The organism is Novosphingobium sp. BL-S-32 (assembly GCF_056857055.1).
This window is the reverse complement of the sequence record NZ_CM166476.1, coordinates 1,636,094-1,654,699: the sequence shown is the minus strand read 5'-3', so window position 1 is coordinate 1,654,699 and position 18,606 is coordinate 1,636,094. Positions and strand designations below refer to the sequence as shown.

15 protein-coding genes are annotated in these 18,606 nt (G+C 67.6%); 8 read left to right on the top strand and 7 right to left on the bottom strand.

Translation table 11 applies throughout. The features are described from left to right. Positions 1–11: 11 nt before the first annotated feature. Together AC1VVK_RS07575 and AC1VVK_RS07570 are read right to left on the bottom strand one after the other, a co-directional pair. Positions 12–1,451: a succinylglutamate-semialdehyde dehydrogenase gene (locus AC1VVK_RS07575; protein ID WP_482904983.1), complete on the bottom strand. Its 1,440-nt coding sequence runs from the start codon at positions 1,449–1,451 to the stop codon at positions 12–14. A gap of 143 nt (positions 1,452–1,594) precedes the next feature. Beyond that, complete coding sequence (locus AC1VVK_RS07570) at positions 1,595–3,001, bottom strand: protein adenylyltransferase SelO family protein (protein ID WP_482904982.1); 1,407 nt, start codon at positions 2,999–3,001, stop codon at positions 1,595–1,597. A gap of 66 nt (positions 3,002–3,067) precedes the next feature. Between AC1VVK_RS07570 and AC1VVK_RS07565 the strand changes: the two genes are divergently transcribed. The 5 genes from AC1VVK_RS07565 to AC1VVK_RS07545 all read left to right on the top strand — a co-directional run bounded on the left by AC1VVK_RS07565 (position 3,068) and on the right by AC1VVK_RS07545 (position 8,856). Further along, entirely contained in the window at positions 3,068–3,943 is an 876-nt protein-coding gene (locus AC1VVK_RS07565; protein WP_482904981.1) for an alpha/beta fold hydrolase, read from the top strand. A 20-nt stretch (positions 3,944–3,963) separates the two neighbouring features. Further along, positions 3,964–5,163, top strand: coding sequence for a glycosyltransferase family 4 protein (locus AC1VVK_RS07560; RefSeq protein ID WP_482904980.1), 1,200 nt, complete (start codon positions 3,964–3,966; stop codon positions 5,161–5,163). A gap of 104 nt (positions 5,164–5,267) precedes the next feature. Further along, positions 5,268–6,038 carry a tetratricopeptide repeat protein gene (locus AC1VVK_RS07555; RefSeq protein ID WP_482904979.1) on the top strand — a complete coding sequence of 257 codons (771 nt, stop codon included), beginning with the start codon at positions 5,268–5,270 and terminating at the stop codon, positions 6,036–6,038. 23 nt (positions 6,039–6,061) lie between these two features. Beyond that, positions 6,062–7,435 carry an outer membrane protein assembly factor BamB family protein gene (locus AC1VVK_RS07550; protein WP_132390440.1) on the top strand — a complete coding sequence of 458 codons (1,374 nt, stop codon included), beginning with the start codon at positions 6,062–6,064 and terminating at the stop codon, positions 7,433–7,435. An 80-nt stretch (positions 7,436–7,515) separates the two neighbouring features. Next, complete coding sequence (locus AC1VVK_RS07545; RefSeq protein ID WP_482904978.1) at positions 7,516–8,856, top strand: methyltransferase family protein; 1,341 nt, start codon at positions 7,516–7,518, stop codon at positions 8,854–8,856. Between the two features lie 133 nt (positions 8,857–8,989). Here AC1VVK_RS07545 and AC1VVK_RS07540 read toward each other — a convergent pair whose 3' ends face one another. Further along, complete coding sequence (locus AC1VVK_RS07540; protein ID WP_482904977.1) at positions 8,990–10,375, bottom strand: glutamate--cysteine ligase; 1,386 nt, start codon at positions 10,373–10,375, stop codon at positions 8,990–8,992. 282 nt (positions 10,376–10,657) lie between these two features. Between AC1VVK_RS07540 and AC1VVK_RS07535 the strand changes: the two genes are divergently transcribed. Then, positions 10,658–11,668 carry an IS30 family transposase gene (locus AC1VVK_RS07535; RefSeq protein ID WP_482904834.1) on the top strand — a complete coding sequence of 337 codons (1,011 nt, stop codon included), beginning with the start codon at positions 10,658–10,660 and terminating at the stop codon, positions 11,666–11,668. A gap of 29 nt (positions 11,669–11,697) precedes the next feature. Here the strand turns inward: AC1VVK_RS07535 and AC1VVK_RS07530 are convergent, their stop codons facing one another. Continuing rightward, positions 11,698–12,441: a 16S rRNA (uracil(1498)-N(3))-methyltransferase gene (locus AC1VVK_RS07530; RefSeq protein WP_482904976.1), complete on the bottom strand. Its 744-nt coding sequence runs from the start codon at positions 12,439–12,441 to the stop codon at positions 11,698–11,700. Between the two features lie 290 nt (positions 12,442–12,731). Here AC1VVK_RS07530 and ubiA point away from each other — a divergent pair, with 290 nt between their 5' ends. Next, on the top strand, positions 12,732–13,673 hold the full coding sequence (gene ubiA / locus AC1VVK_RS07525; protein WP_132390448.1) for a 4-hydroxybenzoate octaprenyltransferase: 942 nt from the start codon (positions 12,732–12,734) through the stop codon (positions 13,671–13,673). Positions 13,674–13,694: 21 nt separating this feature from the next. Here the strand turns inward: ubiA and AC1VVK_RS07520 are convergent, their stop codons facing one another. Further along, positions 13,695–14,066, bottom strand: a complete 372-nt coding sequence (locus tag AC1VVK_RS07520; RefSeq protein WP_132390450.1) for a VOC family protein — start codon at positions 14,064–14,066, stop codon at positions 13,695–13,697. A 100-nt stretch (positions 14,067–14,166) separates the two neighbouring features. On the opposite strand from AC1VVK_RS07520, the gene soxR reads away from it, so the two are divergent. Then, a complete protein-coding gene (soxR, locus tag AC1VVK_RS07515) occupies positions 14,167–14,607 on the top strand; it encodes a redox-sensitive transcriptional activator SoxR (RefSeq protein WP_132390452.1) in 441 nt (146 codons plus the stop codon). Position 14,608: 1 nt separating this feature from the next. Here the strand turns inward: soxR and AC1VVK_RS07510 are convergent, their stop codons facing one another. Further along, positions 14,609–15,139, bottom strand: coding sequence for a hypothetical protein (locus tag AC1VVK_RS07510; RefSeq protein WP_482904975.1), 531 nt, complete (start codon positions 15,137–15,139; stop codon positions 14,609–14,611). A gap of 7 nt (positions 15,140–15,146) precedes the next feature. Next, the gene (locus AC1VVK_RS07505) at positions 15,147–18,584 is read right to left on the bottom strand and encodes a chromosome segregation SMC family protein (RefSeq protein WP_482904974.1); all 3,438 of its coding nucleotides are present in this window, start codon (positions 18,582–18,584) and stop codon (positions 15,147–15,149) included. Between the last annotated feature and the right edge of the window lie 22 nt (positions 18,585–18,606).

The window sequence follows — 18,606 nt, the reverse complement described above, 5'->3', positions numbered from 1 at the left end:
GAGCGAGAACGCTACCTGAGCCCCACCCCGATCATCGCGCGCGGCTGTTCCATTTCGCCCGAGGCGACCGGATAGGCGCAGTAATCGGCAGCATAGTAGCCGCTCGGCCGGTGGTTCCCGGAAAGGCCGATGCCGCCCATTGGCGCCGAATGGCTGGGGCCGGTGGTCGTGCGGTTCCAGTTGATGATGCCCGCGCGGACATGCGCCCAGAACCGGTTGTAGTCCTGTGGGCTGCCGCCGATCAGCGAGGCGGCAAGGCCGAAGCGGGTGTTGTTGGCCTCGGCAATCGCCTCGTCGAAGTCGTCGACGCGGATCACTTGCAGGATCGGGCCGAACAGCTCGACATCGGGGCGGTCCTTCAGCGCCGTTGTGTCGATGATCGCGGGGCTGAGGAAGGGCAGGTTTTCGTCCTGACGAATCAGGTGCTTGATCGCCTTGCCACCATTGCTGAGCAGGTAGAGGAAGCTTTCGGCCAGACCGTCTGCTGCGGCATTGTCGATTACCGGGCCCATGAACGGAGCCGGATCGTCGAACGGCGCGCCGACGATGATGCGGTCGGCCAAAGTCTTGATCTCGGCCATCATCGCATCGTGGAGGGAGGCCTTGACGATCAGCCGGCGCGCCGCCGTGCAGCGCTGCCCGGCGCTGGCGAAGGCGGACTGCACGACCAGCGCGGCGGCGTCGGTCACCTTGGGCGTGTCCCAGAGCACGATCGGGTTGTTGCCGCCCATTTCCAGCGCCACGACTTTGTCGGGCCGGGTCGCGAGGCGGCGATTGATCGAGATGCCGGTATTGGCGGAGCCGGTGAACAGCACGCCGTCCACGCCATTGTGGGCGACGAGATCCTGCCCTTCCAGCGGTCCGCCGATGGCAAGCTGGACGACGCCGGTCGAAATGCCCGCGCGGTGGAAGCAGCGTGCCAGCAGTTCGCCGGTGGCGGGCGCTTTCTCGCTCGGCTTGAAGATCACCACGTTGCCCGCGATCAGCGCCGGCACGATATGGGCATTGGGCAAATGCGCGGGGAAATTGTAGGGCCCCAGCACCAGCATCACGCCGTGCGGCTTGTGGCGCAGCGCCATCGTGCCCTGCAGCGCGCTGTCGAGCTTTCGCTGGCTGGTCCGCTCCGCATAGGCGCGGATCGAGACTTCGACTTTGGCGACCACGGCCTCGACCTCGGCGCGGGCTTCCCACAAGGGTTTGCCCACTTCGCGCGCGATCAGTTCGGCCAGCGGCTCGGCTTCCTTGCGCACTTCGTTGGCGAAGCGGCGGACGAGTTCCATGCGGGTGGACAGCGGCTGCGCGGCCCAGCCGGGCCAGGCGCGGCGGGCACGTTCGACCACATCGTCGACCGAGCAGACCGCGCCCCGCCAGATCTCCGCGCCCGTTGCCGGTTCGCACGAGACGATCTGTGCGTCGCTGGCGGCTTCGGGGCTGGCGGTCTCGGCGCTCACGATCTTGGCGAGTCCTCGATTGTCTTTGGCCGAAACGGCGGGGAGTGGGGCCTTTGTGCTGGCTGCACCGTGCATGACGGGGTCTGTCCGTTGGAAGGTCGGAATGAGACGACCGCTATGGCACGGTTATCCCTAATGAGAGCCTAACGGCTGTGCCCGGCGGCAACGGGCGCGGGGCCCAGCTGGCGCCCGAGTTCGCGGATCGCGGCGACCTTTTCGTGAAGTGGATCCCAATCGTCACGCTCGTCGATGGCGGACCAGATGCGTTCCACTTCGTCGATCAGCACGCCGGGCGGGCCGTCCTGCTGCCAGAAGGCATCGTCCGCCGCGGCGCTGGGGCGGCGCTGGCGCAGGAGTTCGCCGAAGCCGTCTTCGTCCGCCGCGCGGCCCGCGCGGTGGCGGAAATAGAAGGTTTCCGGCGCTTCTCCGCTGGCGACCATGGCCTTTTCGGCGGCCTGGATCAGCGCGAGATCGGCTGCGTCGTCCTGCTGTTCGACGCCGAGCCGCCAGCAGAAGCGGCGGTACATCGCCTGCTGATACAGCGGCGCGAAGCGGTCGAGCGCGGCGACCAAGGGCTCGGTTTCGGCCAGCAGCCGCAGCGCCACGGCAAGCTGGCCGCAGTCCCACAGCACCGCCTCCGGCTGGCGGCCGAAGGCGTAGAGGCCAGAGTGGTCGAAATAGGCGGCGGTAAAGGCCGGATCCCAGCGCGGCAGCCAGCGCCACGGGCCGTAATCGAAACTCTCACCCGAGATATTGATATTGTCGCTGTTGAGCACGCCGTGGACGAATCCGGCGACCATCCATCCGGCGGCGGTATCGGCCATGCGCTCGACCACCTGATGCAGCAGGATCACCGCAGGCTCGTCGCGGCCGGGCATATCCTTGGGCGGCAGCGGGCCGGGGAAGGTTTTGAGGCAATAGTCGACCAGCGATTCCATATGCGCGCGATCGTCCATCGCCAGCAGGCGCTGAAAGCTACCTATCCGCACATGGCCGTGACTGAGCCGTACCAGAACCGCCGAACGCGTGGGCGAGGGCTCGTCCCCCCGCCAGAGCGCCTCTCCGGTCTCGACCACCGAGAAGGTCTTGCTGGTGTTCACGCCCAGCGCCTCCAGCATTTCGGTGGCGAGGATCTCGCGGACCGCGCCCTTCAGCGTCAGCCTGCCGTCGCCGTCTCGGCTGTGCGGCGTCTGGCCCGATCCCTTGGTGCCGAGATCGAGCACGCGCCCCTCGCCATCGAGCATCTGCGCGAACAGGAAGCCGCGCCCGTCGCCGATGTCCGGATTGTACACGCGGAACTGGTGGCCGTGATAGCGCAGCGCCAGCGGCTGGGGCAGGTTGCCTTCCAGCGGCTCGAACCGTCCGAAATGGGCGATCCAGCTCTGGTCGTCGAATCCGTCGAGGCCGACTGCGCGGGCCCACCTCTGATTGCGGAAGCGCAGGACGTGGCGCGGAAATTCCGCCGCCTGCACGGGACTTGCAATCCAGTCGGAAATCGCCTCGATACACGGGGCCGGACGGTAGGCACTTGCTTGCGGTTCGCTTCGCATCGGGCGATAGTGGCGCTTGAGGGCCCGCCGATCAAGCCGGGTATCAGGAGGTCGCAAGCTTCTCAGATGACGGGTTATGAAGATCGGTTCTGGTCGAGCCGCGACGGGTTGAAGCTGCACTTCCGCGATTATGCCGCCATCGAGGGGGAATCGGGCGAATCCGGCCGTCTGCCGGTGATTTGCCTGCCGGGGCTCACACGCAATGCCCGCGATTTCGAGCGGCTGGCGCCGCGCCTTGCCGCGCGCCGCCGGGCGATCTGCCCCGACATGCGCGGGCGCGGAGACAGCGAATATGCCCGCGATTCGGCAACTTATACCCCGATTCAATATGGCGAGGACCTGCTGGCCCTGCTGGAGCAGGAGGGGATCGATCGGTTCGTCGCCATCGGCACTTCGCTGGGCGGGCTGATGATCATGGGTCTGGCGACGCTGATGCCGGAGCGTATCGCCGGAGCGGTGATCAACGATGTCGGCCCCGTTCTCGAACCCGAGGGCATGGAGCGGATCCAGGACTACGTCGGGCAGGGACGCAGCTTCCCTACCTGGGTCCATGCCGCGCGCGGGATCGAGAGCACCTTGGGCGACGCCCATCCCGGCCACACGCTGGATTTCTGGATCGGCATGGCCAAGCGGCTGATGACGCTTTCGGGCAATGGCCGCATGGTCTTCGACTACGACATGAAGATCGCCGAGCCTTTCTCGGCTTACGATGTCGATGCCCAGCCCGATCTCTGGCCTGCATGGGAAGCGCTAGCCGGGAGGCCCCTGCTGGTGCTGCGCGGCGAGCATTCCGACCTGCTTTCGGAGGCCACGCTGGCGAAGATGCTGCGCCGCGTGCCCGGCTCGGAGGCGCTGACACTGCCCGATCTCGGCCACGCACCCACGCTGGACGAGCCGGAAGCGGTGGCCGCGATCGAGGCACTGCTGGACCGCGCGGACTGAGCGCGGAAGAGCGGGCGATCTTGCGCATCCTCCACCTCCATTCGAGCTTTGCGGCGGGCGGCAAGGAACTGCGCGCGGCGCGGTTGATGAACGCGTTCGGCCCCGGCGTGGCGCATGACGTGGTGTCGGCGCAGGTGGGCGAGCTGGGCGCGGCGGTCGTGCTCGATCCGGTGCTGGAGGTCGGCTTTCCGACGGATTTCCCCAGCCTTCAGGGGCGGCCCACGCCGCCCCGGCTCTGGCGCATCGCCAAGGCCATGCGGGATTATGATCTCGTGCTCACCTACAACTGGGGGGCGATGGACGCGGTTCTGGCGCATCGGCTCTACGCCGGGCTGCTCCAGCTTCCCGCGCTGGTCCACCACGAGGACGGCTTCAACGAGGATGAGGCGAACGGCCTCAAGGCCTCGCGCAACATGTTCCGCCGCCTGGCGCTGGCCGGGGCGGCCGCGCTGGTCGTGCCCTCGCGCCGGCTGGAGGGCATTGCCCGCGATGCATGGCGGCAGCCGTCCGGGCGCCTCCATTTCATTCCCAACGGCATCGATTGCGCTGCCTTCATCGACAAGCCCCGGCCCGACGTTCTGCCCGGCGTGATCAAGCAAGAGGGCGACCGCTGGGTCGGTACTCTGGCGGGGCTTCGCCCGGTCAAGGACCTGCCCCGGCTGGTACGCGCTTTCGCCGGATTGCCGCAGGATTGGAAGCTGGTGATCCTTGGCGAAGGCCCGGAACGCGGCGCGATTCTGGCCGAGGCAGAGCGCCTTGGCGTGTCGGGGCGCGTCCATCTTCCGGGCTTCGTGGCCGATCCCTCGCGCGCGGTGGGGCTGTTCGACATTTTCGCGCTGTCCTCCCGGAGCGAGCAGTTCCCGATCTCGGTGGTGGAGGCCATGGCCGCCGGGATGCCGGTGGCGGCCCCGGCGGTGGGCGACGTGGCCGACATGGTCGCGGCGGAGAACCGTGCCTTCATCGTCCCGGCGGATGAGAGGGAAGCGGGGACGACGCTGGCCTCGGCTCTCGCCCAACTTGCCGGTGCGCCTTCGCTGCGCGCCCGGGTGGGCGCCGCCAACCGCGCGAAAGCGCAAGCCGAATATGACGAAGCGGCCATGATCGCGGCCTATCGCGCGGTCTACAGCGGCGCATCCGGCCGTCCGGAGCTGGCTTTTGCCGCCTCCGTTGACCGTTCAGCCGCGCTTCACGCCCGCACCGTCAATCCAGATCATCGTTGAAAAGCCGCCACCATTCGCTAAACAGCCCGGCAACCATCCCGATTTCCGCAGAAAGCGCCCGAAAATTGGCTCTGCCTCCTTCCGATAGTTCGACTTCCAATCCCGTGTCCGCCAAGCGACTCGCCGCGCAGCAGGATGTCTTCCTGCGCGAAGTCGATGACGCGCTGCGCCACGATCAGGTGGAAGGCTTCTTCAAGCGCTTCGGTCTGCCGCTGCTGGCCGCGATTCTGGTCGGGCTGGCCGCCTTCGGTGGCTACCTGTTCTGGCAGCACCAGAGGGAAAAGGCGCGCGAGGCCAATTCCGAGGCGTTCATCCAGGCGATCGACTCGCTGAAGACCCAGAACCTTGACGGGGCGAAGGACAAGCTGAAGCCGATTGCCGACAGCGGTTCGGACGGCAGCGCCACGTCGGCCAAGATCCTGCTTGCGGGCATTGCCCTCGAACAGAACCGCAAGGCCGATGCGCTCAAGCTGTTCAACACCGTGGCGAACGACGCCAAGGCGCCGCAGCCGCTGCGCGACCTTGCCGTGATCCGCGGCGTGGGCGCCAACTTCGACGCGATGAAGCCCGAAGACGTGGTGGCCAAGCTCAAGCCCTATGCCGCCCCCGGCAATCCGTGGTTCGGCGCGGCCGGTGAGCTTGTCGGCATGGCCTATATCAAGATGAACAAGACCGATCAGGCCGGTCCGCTCTTCGCCGCCATTGCGAAGGACGATCAGGTCGAGGACGGTCTGCGCAGCCGCGCACGCCAGCTTGCCGCAGTGCTCGGCGTCGATGCCGTCGACGACGTCGTCGATGAGCGCGGCGAGCCGCTGGGCAAGACAAAGAACGGGCAGCCGGCGGCCGATGCCGCCGCCGCGCCTGCCGGAGAATGATAATGCTTGGTGAGAATATGCCCATGAACGGTGCCGCTTCGAAGTCGCGCACCTCCGCTCGCCCCTCGGCCCGCAGGCAGATGCGCGTGGCATCGCTGATCGCGCTGGCGCTGGTGGCGGGGCTTTCGGGCTGCAAGTCCACCGGCAAGCACCCCAAGACGCCGACCGTGGGCGATCGCGTGCCGATCCTCTCGCGCATCGAAAGCGGTGCCAAGGTCGATCCCTCGCTCGAATCGGTGGCAGTGATCCTGCCGCCCGCCACGGCCAACACCGAATGGGCACAGGGCGGCGGCAATGCCGGCAAGTCCTACGGCCATCTGGCACTTGCCGAGAATCCGCAGCGCGTGTGGACGGCCCAGATCGCCGGTTCCACCACCCGCCAGCGCCTTGCCGCCGCACCGGTGATCGGGGACGGCAAGATGTTCGTGATGGACACCGACGGCGTGGTCCATGCCTTCGATGCCGAGAAGGGGACGCATCTGTGGACCAAGAACTTCGCGGTTTCGGGCGGTAACAACCAGGCGATCTTCGGCGGCGGCGTCAGCTTCGATTCGGGCAAGCTCTACGTCACCACCGGCCTTGGCGAAGTGGCCGTGCTGAACGCCAACGACGGCAGCCAGGTCTGGAGCAAGAAGCCCGGCGGCCCGCTGCGCGGCGCCCCCACGGTGAGCTTCAACGCCGTCTACGTGATGACGCAGGACAACCAGATCATCGCGCTCAACGCGGCCGATGGCGCTGTCCTCTGGAACGAATCGGCCTCGCTCACCCAGTCGGGCGTGTTCGGCGTGGCGACGCCCGCTGCCGGGCAGGGCACGGTGATTGCCGGATACGCCTCGGGCGAACTGGTCGCCTACCGCTACGAGAACGGCCGCCAGCTGTGGTCCGACGCGCTCGCCCGCACCTCGATCGCGACCGAAGTGGGCAGCCTGACCGACCTTGACGCCGATCCGATCATCGACCGTGGCCGCGTCTATGCGCTGGGTCAGGGCGGCCGTATGGCGGCTTACGAACTGGTCACCGGCCAGCGCATCTGGGAACTCAGCCTCGCGGGCATTTCGACGCCCGCCGTGGTGGGTGACTGGGTCTTCACGCTGGACGACCATGCCGAGATCCTGGCCATCGCCCGCACCAGCGGCAAGGTCCGCTGGCTGACGCAGCTTCAGCGCTACCAGAACGCGAAGAAGCGCAAGGGCCCGATCTTCTGGGTCGGCCCGATTCTGGCCGGCAACAAGCTGTGGATCGGCAATTCGCGCGGCGAACTGGGTACCGTCGATCCGACGAACGGCACTTTCACGCTGGCCCACGAACTCAAGTCCCCGATCTCGCTGGCGCCCATCGTCGCCAACCAGACGCTCTACGTGCTCGACGATTCGGGCACGATCAGCGCCTTCCGCTGATCCGCACGAATTCCGCCGCCGGTAGCGCCCAGCGCACCGGCGGCCGTTTTCCTTAACCAATTGCCGCTAGGCCGCTGGGCATGAACAGCGGCATTTCCAGACCGACCAGCGACGTTTCGCCAGGCGTGGGCCTGACCGGGCTCGCCGCGCTGCTCGGCTGGTTGTTGCTCTGCCGCAAGTGGGCCGCCGTGGCCGATGCTCTGGCGCTGCCGGGGCCGCACGCGCCGATGAGCGGGCCCTATGCCGCCGTCGCCACGCTGTTCGTCACCGGCCTTGCCATGAGCCTCTGGTCACTGCTGGTGGACAAAGTGCACCGCCGTCCCTCGACCGGGATCGACTGGCGCCGCGCGCGCCGGCTGGCCGAGACGGGGGAGATATCGATCACCAAGCTCGCCGGGCTCTGGGCCACGTGGGCGCTGATCGCGGGCTATTACTGCATCGGCCGCTGGTATTGGGACGGGCAGTACCATTTCGCGATGGAGGTGATCGGCGCGGCGGCACTGCCGCTGCTGGTGCTTTCGGTGCCTTACGTGTTCTGGCTCGACCGCCATCTCGTGGAGCCGCGCGATGCCGCATGGCACTTCGGCGCGTTGCTGATCGGGCGCGAGGCATGGGGCCGCGAACAGGTGAAGCGGCACGGCCGGGCCTGGGCGATCAAGGCCTTCTTCGGCGCTTTCATGATCTCGATCCTGCCGGGTGGCTTCGCGCAAGTGGTGACGGCCGATTTCGGCGCCATGGCGGGCGATCCGGTGGCCTTGGGCTCGACGCTGATCGCACTGCTGTTCCTGATCGACGTGCAGATCGGCGCAGTGGGCTACATCTTCACCTTCCGCCCGCTGGACGCGCATATCCGCAGCGGCAATCCGCTGCTGGCGGGCTGGGTTGCGGCGCTGATGTGCTATCCGCCCTTCGTCTGGGGCACGATGGGCCGGGCCGATGTGCTGGGCTACGAAGTGAACACGCCGGGCTGGGCGTTCTGGTTGCAGGGCCATACCCTGCTGCTGTGGGTCTGGGCGGCGCTGCTGGTCACGCTGACGGCGATCTATGCCTGGGCGACTTTCGCGTTCGGTCTGCGCTTCTCCAACCTCACCTATCGCGGGGTGCTGACGAACGGGCCCTATCGGTTCACGCGGCACCCGGCCTATCTGTCGAAGAACCTGTTCTGGTGGTGCTCGACGCTGCCGTTCCTCGTTACCAGCCATGCCCTGACCGACATGGTGTGCAACACCGTGCTGCTCGGCGTGGTGAGCGCGATCTATTACTGGCGGGCGAGGACCGAGGAAGCGCACCTGCTCGCCGAGGACGCCAAGTACCGCGCCTATCACGCGTGGATGGCGGAGAACGCGCTGATTACGCGGACATTGGCGAAGCTGGCTGAAAGGCTGCGGCCGAGCGTGCGGGAGCCGCAGGCGGCCGAGTAAGGGTCTTGCCCTTCCTCCACCGCTCATCCTGAGCTTGTCGAAGGATGGGAGCCCCAGCGCTCCGCCTCAGGGGGCTTCGACAGGCTCAGCCTGAGCGGGAGGGAGGGCCTCAGATGAGGCTATCCCTCAACCCTCAGAAGCTCTTCAGCGCGTAGATCTTCGAGAGATCCCCGCCCCATTCCCCATTGTAGAGGTCGAGCAGACGCTGCGCCGGCACTTTGCCGCTGGCGACGATCTCGGCCAGCGGTTCCAGATAGCCGGTCTCGTTGTCGCCGCCCGCGTTGAGGCGGTTACGCGCAGCCAGACCCGAGCGCGAGATGTTCAGCACTTCGCCGGCAATGTCGCGCAGCGTGCCGCCGCCCGGAAGCGGGGCGTCGAGGCCCAGCTTCGGCACGGAATTGCGCAGTTCCTCACGCCCTTCCATGTCCCAGTCCTTGACCAGATCCCACGCTGCGTCGAGCGCGGTCTGGTCATAGAGCAGGCCCACCCAGAACGCGGGCAGGGCGCAGATGCGGCCCCACGGACCGCCATCGGCGCCGCGCATTTCGAGGAAGGACTTGAGGCGCACTTCGGGGAAGGCGGTGGAAAGGTGGTCCGTCCAGTCCGACAGGCGCGGAAGTTCGCCGGGGAGCACCGAAAGCTCCCCCTTCAGGAAGTCGCGGAACGACAGCCCGGCGGCGTCGATATAACGGCCCTCGCGGAACACGAAGTACATCGGCACGTCGAGCATGTAGTCGACATAGCGCTCGTACCCGAAGCCGTCCTCGAACACGAAAGGCAGCATGCCGGTGCGCGCGGGATCGGTGTCCGACCAGATATGGCTGCGGTACGAGAGGTAGCCGTTGGGCTTGCCCTCGGTGAAAGGCGAGTTGGCGAAGAGCGCGGTCGCCAGCGGTTGCAGTGCCAGCGAGGTGCGGAACTTCTTCACCATGTCCGCCTCGCTCGAATAGTCGAGGTTGACCTGGATGGTGCAGGTGCGCAGCATCATGTCGAGGCCCATCGTGCCCACCCGCGGCATGTGCCGCAGCATGATGTCGTAGCGGCCCTTGGGCATGATCGGAAGGTCAGCGCGGGTCTTGTCGGGCCACATGCCAAGGCCGAGGAAGGCCTTGCCGATGTGATCGCCGATGGTCTTCACCTGGGCAAGGTGACGCCCGGTTTCCGCGCAAGTCTGGTGCAGGTTTTCCAGCGGTGCGCCCGAAAGTTCAAGCTGGCCCGCCGGTTCGAGGCTGACGGTGCCGTCGCTGCCCTTCATTGCGATGACGTTCGCGCCGTTGGGGCCTTCCTCGATGATCGGCTCCCAGCCGAACTGGGTCAAGGCATTGAGAAGATCGCGAATTCCGCCCTTTTCGTCGTAAGACGGGGCATGGTGATCGGCGGTGTCGTAGACGAATTTCTCGTGCTCGGTGCCGATCCGCCACGCCTCGCACGGCTTTTCGCCCGCAGCCATCGGCGCGGCGAGTTGATCCAGGCTTTCGACCACCGGATCGTCGCGATCCGAAACCTCACGGGTGCTCATGGCGGGGGAGGTAGAATGCCTTCGAGCCGGATGCCACAACTTTTTGTACCGACCGGTTTCTTTTGTTCGAGAGGCGCGGTTTTCGGGCGTTTTTGGGGCGATTGAGGAGGTTAACGCGGTGGGTCGTGGGTGCCGGTTTACGAGATGTCGGGGCGAGATTCGGCCCCAATCACGCCGTCGCCCCCGCGAAGGCGTGGGCCCCGCTGCCTTGCGTCATACGCCAAGGGAAGCGGGGTCCGCCAAGTTCACAAACGAAGTGCAACACCAGGTTATGGTGTTGTCATGGGAAGAGCTTACGAACAGCTTGATCTGGAAGAGCGGTGTACGATTGCCCGTCTTCATGAAGACGGGCAATCGCTGCGCCAGATCGCGGCAGCTCTGGATCGCTCGGCATCGACGATCTTTCGGGAGCTGAAGCGCAACAGCGGCAGCACGGTGGGCTATCGGCCCGGCTATGCGCAAGAGCAGGCGCGCGCCCGGCGCTGGTCGGGCATGCGCCTCGAACGCGATCAGGCCTTGCGCGAGGGCGTGCTGGGCCGCCTCGCGGCCGGCTGGTCACCCGAGCAGATCGCCGGCCGCATGGCCCGCGAGGCCGGCGTGCGTATCATCAGTCACGAGAGCATCTATCGCTTCATCCATGCCCAGATCAGGCGGACGAACGATCGATCATGGCGCCATTATCTGCCCCGCGCCAAGGCCCGCCGCGGATGGCGCCGCAAGCCCGGCGGATCCTCGGTCCGCTTCATCGCCAAGCGCCAACCCATCGCCATGCGCCCGGACGAGGCCGCGGATCGGTCCCGGCCCGGCCACTGGGAGGCCGACTTCATGCTCTTCGCCCGATACGGCCAGGCCATCCTCGTCGCCCATGAACGCTCCTCGCGCTACACCCTGATCTGCCATCCGCCCGACCGAAAGGCCCGGCGCACCGCCGACCTGCTCGCCGCCATGCTGCGGCCCTGGCCCGCCGCCTTGCGCCAAACCCTGACCCTCGACAACGGCACCGAGTTTGCACAGCACCACAGGTTGCACCGTCTCGGCATCGATACGTTCTTCTGCGACCCCCATGCCCCATGGCAAAAGGGCGGCGTCGAAAACGCCATCGGCCGCCTCAGACGCGACCTGCCGCGCAAGACCAACATCGAGGATCTCTCGCCTGCCCACTTTGAGGACATCATCCAACGCTACAACAATACACCGCGAAAATGCCTCGACTTCAAAACACCCGCCGAGGCATGCTCTCTTCAACCGTTGCACTTCGAATGTGAATCCACATCCCCGCCTTCGCGGGGATGACGAGGTTTGTTTGGTCTTGAGTTCGGCGTTCACCAATCGCCGGAGATGGCCATCCATAGCGCGGTCGCGCCGATGCTCGCCGTCTCTCCGCGCAAGATGCGCGGGCCGAGCGTGATCGCCCGCGCCATCGGATGTGCGCGGATAAGCGCGCGTTCCTCGTCGTCGAAACCGCCCTCGGGGCCCACCAGCAGCGCCGCCGGGCCCGAATGCGCGGCGAATTGCGCGGCGGCAGGCTCCCCGCCGGTCTCGTCGGCGAAGAACAGCGTGCGCCCCTCGGGCCAGTCGCGCAGCAGGGCATCCAGCTTCACCGGCTCGGCGATCCGGGGCAGCGCAGTCCGGGCACACTGCTCGGCGGCTTCGGTGACGATGGTCAGCGCGCGCTCGGGATTGAGCTTGTCCGCCACGCAGCGGCGCGTGATCAGCGGCTGCACATGCGCGACGCCCAGTTCGGTCGCCTTTTCAAGCACGAGGTCGAAGTTCGGCTTCTTGAGCAGCGCTGCGCAGAGCCAGAAGTCCGGCACCGCCTCACGCTCGCGCAGTCGTTCACGCACCGCAAGCACGACATCGCGCTTGCCGGCGGAGACGACTTCGGCCGCCCATTCGCCGGTCTCGTCGTCGCACAGGATCACCGCGTCGCCGGGGGCGATACGCATGACTTTGCCGAGATAATGCGCCTGCCCGCCCTCGATAGTGACCGGGGCACTCTCGGCGAGCGGTCCGGTCACGAAGAGGCGCGGGGCCGAGCGCGGCGGCCAGGCCGGAGTGGCACCCATCGTTATGCTTGCTCCCTTGTTGCGACAGCGATGTGCGCAGCGCTTCCCATTGTTTTACGCCCGGGTCCAGCGCGGCGAGCGGCCGGCGTTCGTTGACCGGTGCAAAACGCCGCTCCGGGCTTTGCAACCTGAGGCGCCGAAGAGAATCGGGCGCGCCGCGGAAAAGGGGGACCTCATTTTACCCACCGTCGATTGGTTCCCCCGGAAGCGACGAGCCGCCCTCATGGCGCGGCCGAAGGATTCGTCTGGCAGCCGAGTGCGTCGATTCGGCACGTTCGGGCATGACAATCATGGCCTTTTGCATTACCCCATCCGCCGTGAACGACTCTCTACTCGTCCCGGATACCGAACACCGCGGGCTCGTTTCCGCCCTGCCGCCGATGCCGCGCGCCTTCGCCATGCTGGCCCGCTTCGACCGGCCGATCGGCTGGTGGCTGCTGTTCTGGCCTTGCGCCTGGGGCGTGCTGCTGGCGGGCGGAGAAGAGCGCTGGGGCCTCATCCTCTGGTTCCTGGCCGGTGCCATCGCGATGCGCGGCGCGGGCTGCGTCTACAACGACATCGTCGACGCCGATCTTGACCGCAAGGTGGCGCGCACCGCTGCACGTCCGGTGGCGAGCGGGCTGGTCAGCCCCAAGGCGGCATGGATCTGGCTGCTGGCGCTCTGCGCGGTAGGGCTGGTGGTGCTGTTCCAGCTCCGCCCCCGGGCGCAGCTCGTGGCCGTGGGCAGCGTGGTGCTGGTGGCCGCCTATCCCTTCATGAAGCGCATCACCTGGTGGCCGCAGGCGTGGCTGGGCATGGTCTTCACCTGGGGCGCGCTGGTCGGCTGGGTGGAGATCCGCCCCGATCACCTTGAGGTCCTTGCCGCGCTCTACTTCGGGTCGATCGCCTGGTGCATCGGGTACGACACGATCTACGCGATACAGGACCGCGAGGATGACGCGCTGGTCGGCATCCGTTCCTCGGCCCGTCGGCTCGGCGGTCATGTGCGCGCGGGTGTTGCCGGGTTCTACACTTTGGCAGTGGCGTTCTGGGCGCTCGCCTTCTGGATGCTGCGGCATGATTGGGTGGCGCTGATCGGCCTTGGCCCGGTGGCGCTGCACTTGGCGTTTCAGGTCGCCACGCTCGATCCCGAGGACGGCGACAATGCGCTGGCCCGCTTCCGCTCGAACCGCGATCTCGGCCTTGTCATGGCGCTGGCCTGCTGGGTGGTGGGCAACGCCGGGATCCTCTGAGAGACCCGGCGCTGCGAAGGTTCAGGCGTAGCTGACCAGCTCGAACTCGATGCCGTCCCAATCGAAGAAATAGAACCGGCGGCCGGGCTCATAATCGGCGTGGTTGAACGGGACGAGGCCCGCCGCGATCACCCGGCGCTCGGCCTCGTCGAGATCGTCCACCACCAGTCCGACATGATTGAGGGGGGCGCCCTTGGCGAAACGCTCGTGTTCCTTGCGGTCGGTATAGACCGCGATGTAGCTGAAATCCCCGCCGACATGGATCGTCTCGCCGCCATTGATCGCGGGGCCGCGCCAGCGTTCGTGCCAGCCGAGCAGATCCTGCAACAGCGCGGACGAGCGATCGATATCGCTCACGGTAATATTCGCATGTTCGAGGCGGCCCTGGGCCATCGGAATGTCTCCTGCTGTTCGCCGGTCGAATCGCCGGCTTGGCCTTGATGCAACCTCAAGTTAACTTGAGGTCAAATGGAAAAGGCGGCAGAAAAGGCGGATGGTTGAAGACCGGTTCATTTCCATCGGCTATCTGGCCCGGCGGACCGGGGTCGCGGTTTCCGCCATCCGTTTCTACGAGGAGAAGGGCCTGCTCACCGCGCTGCGGTCCAGCGGCAACCAGCGGCGCTTCCTGCGTTCGGACATTCGCCGCGTGAGCTTCGTGCTGATCGCGCAGAAACTGGGGCTGGGCCTTGCCGAGATCGAGCGCGAACTCTCGTCGTTGCCGCAGGGCCGCACGCCGACGATGGAGGACTGGGAACGCATCAGCCTGTCGATGCGAGAGGCGATCGACACTAAGATCGCGCTGCTGGAACTGACCCGCCGCAAGCTGGACGAATGCATCGGCTGCGGTTGCCTCAGCTTGGCGAAGTGCCGCCTCTACAACCGCGACGACGAGGCAGGCGCGTTGGGACCGGGACCGCGCTTCGTGCTGAAGTGATTCAGCCGCGCTCTGCGGACTTGCGTACGGCGCCGAGGATGCGCCTGCGGATCAGGCCGCTGACGGGGCGGATCAGCAGCCAATAGGGCCGGAACCGCCGGAAGGATTCGCGATCCGGGCAATGCACGCGGGTCTGCGTCGTCAGGCGGCAACCCTTGGGCGTCTGGTGGACATCGAAGCCGAGCGCCAACTTGGGGACGCCAGCCTCGTCGAAAGTCCTGAACGCGGGCCCGTCTGCCACAGGGTGAAGACCGTAATCGGCCTGCCAGAACTGGCCGACCAAGCCGTAGACCAAGCCGCTTGGCGTGCGTTCCAGCAGTGTGAAGTTCGCCATGCCGAAGGGTTCGGGCCGCCGCTTGCCGGTGAGCCGCGCAGGCAATTCGCGCAGGGCGATCATGGCGCGGAAGAAAGGATCACTTTCCGGGCGATAGGCCGCAACGGCATCGAGGATGGCGTCGGCCCCTGCCTTCACAGTGGCGGCATGCATCTCTGAAAACTGGAACTGCGGCAGGTAGTCGTCGATGAGGGCCATCAGGTTGCTACTCCGCCGCCAGCAATTCCTCGGCGCCGACGAGGTCCACGCTGACCAGCCGGGAGATGCCCTTTTCGACCATGGTCACGCCGAACAGGCGGTGCATGCGGCTCATCGTCACGGCATTGTGGGTGACGACGAGGTAGCGCGTGTCGGTTTCCTTGGTCATCGCTTCCAGCAAGTCGCAGAAGCGTTCGATATTGGCGTCGTCGAGCGGGGCATCGACTTCGTCGAGCACGCAGATCGGCGCGGGATTGGTGAGGAACAGGCCGAAGATCAGTGCCACGGCGGTCAGCGCCTGTTCGCCGCCCGACAGCAGCGTCAGCGATTGCAGCCGCTTGCCGGGAGGCTGGGCATAGATTTCCAGACCGGCCTCCAGCGGATCGTCCGAATCGATCAGCGCGAGGTGGGCCTGACCGCCCTGGAACAGCCGCGTGAACAGGCGGCGGAAATGGCCGTCGACCGCCTCGAACGCGGTGCGCAGGCGTTCGCGGCCTTCGCGGTTGAGCTTGGCGATCGAGCCGCGCAGGCGGTTCACCGCTTCGGCCAGTTCCGCCTTTTCAGAGAGGCTGATGTCGAGCTGCGATTCGGCTTCGGCCAGTTCGTCGGCGGCGACCAGGTTGACCGGGCCGATCCGCTCACGGTCCGCGACAAGGCGGTCCATCGCGGCGGCTTCGTCCTCGGCGCGGCCCACTTCGGCAGGCGCGAAGGCGAACCGCTCGGCCAGAACCGGGGGCGGGCACTGGAAGCGCTCGCCCGAGAGGCGCGTGGTCTCGACCCGGCGGGCGTCCTCGTTCTCGGCCCGGGCGGCGGCGCCGGCGCGGTATTCGCGGGCGCTGGCGAGCGTCTCCTGCGAGGCGGCGAGCGCGGTGTCGGCCTTGCGCCCGGCTTCGGTGAGCGCGGACACGGCGGCATCGGCCTTGCCCAGTTCCTCGGCGAGGCGAACGCGGATCGCTTCGGCCTGCTCGATCTGCTCCATCAGCGCGCCGGGCTTGGCGGCGATCACCGCGCGCTCGGTCTCGATCTCCTCCAGCCGCCCGGCCATCTGTGCGAGGCGGTTGGTGGCGTCCCCGGCGCGGGCTTGCCAGCTGCGCATGTCGCCCGCCTGCGAGCCTGTGCGCTCGCGCGCAACGGCCAGCGCCTGATCGTGCACCGCCAGTGCCGCCGTGGCTGACTGGAGCGCGGTGCGGGCGGTGTCGTTCCGGAGCCTTGCCGCGTCGAGCGCCGCGCGTCCGGCCTCGGGATCGGGCAAGCCGGCGCGCTTGCCCTCGGCAGCGGCGACTTCCTGTTCGGCGCCTTGTCGCTGGTCGGAAAGTTCGGTTTCGGCACGCGCGATCTCGGCACGGCGCGCAGCGTGACGCTGGCGCGCATCTTCGGCCTGATCGACCGCGCGCAGGGCGGTGCGTTCGGCATTGGCAGCATCGGCGATGGCCCGTTCGGCGGCGACAACTGCCGAGGACAGCGCCACAAGGTGCTGCTGGATTTCCGCCTGCCGGGCTTCGGCCCCCACGACCGCCTCGCGCAGCGGCGGCAATTGCGCATCGAGTTCGAGGAAGCGGTTCTCGGCCTCCAGCCGCGCAGCTTCGGCGGCGCCTTCGCCGCGCGCGACGAAGCCGTCCCAGCGGCGCAGCACGCCCGCGCGGGTGACCAGCCATTCGCCCGGCGCGAGCGCGCGTCCATCGTCCGCTTCGGTGACGTGGACCAGCGCGAGGCGGGCCGCGAGTTCCGGCGGACACTGGGTAACGTGGGCGGAAAGGCTGTCCTTGACCGGGGCAGGGGCGTCGGCGCCGGTCCAGAAGCGGCCATCGGCCCCCCCCGCTTCGCCCAGCGGCGCGCGGGCATCGCGGCCCAGCACGGCGGCGAGCGCGCGTTCATAACCGGGGGCCACGCGCACCGCGTCGATGGCGACGGGTAGGCCGTGCGCGGCCTTGGCGCCCTTGGCGCGGGCCTCGCGGTCCTTGGTGAGCGCGGCATGTTCGCGTTCGATGCCGGTAAGGTCGGCGCGCGCGGCGGCAAGCGCCGAGGCGGCGCTGTCGCGTTCCGCCTGCAGCTCGGCCTTGCGAGCTTGCTGCGCATCGAGCCCCTCGCGCGCGGCGGCCAGCGCGGTGTGAGCGGCTTCGGCCCGGGCTCGCGCCTCGGTAACGGCGGCGTCGAGATCGCCTGCCTGTGCCAGCGCCTCGACTTGCGAGGCGAGCCTGCTGGCTTCGGCGGCAAGGCGGTCGAGCCGGTTGCGGGCCTGTGTCAGTTCGGAATCGGCAATGCGCCATTCGGCCTCGACCCCGGCCTGCGCGGCGGTTGCTTGCGCAAGGTCGAGTTCGGCCGCCCGTGCGGCGCGTTCTGCCCCTTCGAGCGCATTGGCGACGCGCGGACGTGCGGCCTCGTCGGCTTCAAGCTGCTTGCGGCCCTCCGCCAGTTCGCGTTCGAGACGCGCCAGCGCTTCGGCGGCATCGCGCGTCAGCCGGTCGGCATCGCCGCGATCCTCTTCCAGCCGGGTCTTCTGGCGGTCGAGGTCCTTGAGGCGCTGCTCGGCGGCTTCCAGCTGGCTGGTGAGCGTGGCCATGCGGTGGCCCTGCGCATTGGCATCGTCGCGCCGGTCCGCCAGTTCATCGCGGGCGGCGATCAGCGCTTCGGCGGCCTTGGCTTGCTGCTTTTGCGCTTCGCCCGCCAGTTCCTGCGCGGCGGCGACGCGGGTCTCGGCGGCCTGCGCTTCCCGCTTGGCGGCATCGGCGGCGGCGGCGGCATCGCGCCAGCGGGCATAGACGACGCGGGCTTCGGCAAGGCGGATCTGGTCGCTCAGCGCCTTGTAGCGCTCGGCCGCCTTGGCCTGGCGGCGCAGCGAGCCGACCTGCTTGTCCAGCCCGGCCATGATGTCTTCAAGCCGGGCGAGGTTCGCCTCGGTCGCACGGAGCTTGGTTTCGGCGTCCTTGCGGCGAACGTGGAGGCCGGCGATGCCAGCCGCCTCTTCCAGCATGGCGCGGCGTTCGGCGGGCTTGGCGGCGATGACCGCGGCGATGCGGCCTTGCGAGACGAGCGCCGGGCTATGCGCGCCGGTGGCGGCATCGGCGAAGATCAGCGAGACGTCCTTGGCGCGCACGTCGCGGCCGTTGACGCGATAGGCGCTGCCCGCGCCGCGCTCGATCCGGCGGACGACTTCCAGTTCGTCGCGCACGCCGTCGGCATCGGCAGAGGTTTCGGCGTGGAGGACGACTTCGGCAAAAGCGCGGGGCGGCCGATTGGCGGTGCCCGCGAAGATCACGTCCTCCATCCCGCCGCCGCGCATCGACTTGGCCGAGCTTTCGCCCATGACCCAGCGGATCGCTTCGAGGAGGTTGGACTTGCCGCAACCGTTGGGGCCGACGACGCCCGTCAGCCCCGGTTCGATGCGCAGTTCGGCAGGCTCTACGAAGCTCTTGAAACCGCTGAGCTTGAGCCGCTTTATGCGCATCGGATCGTGATCAGAGACCGGG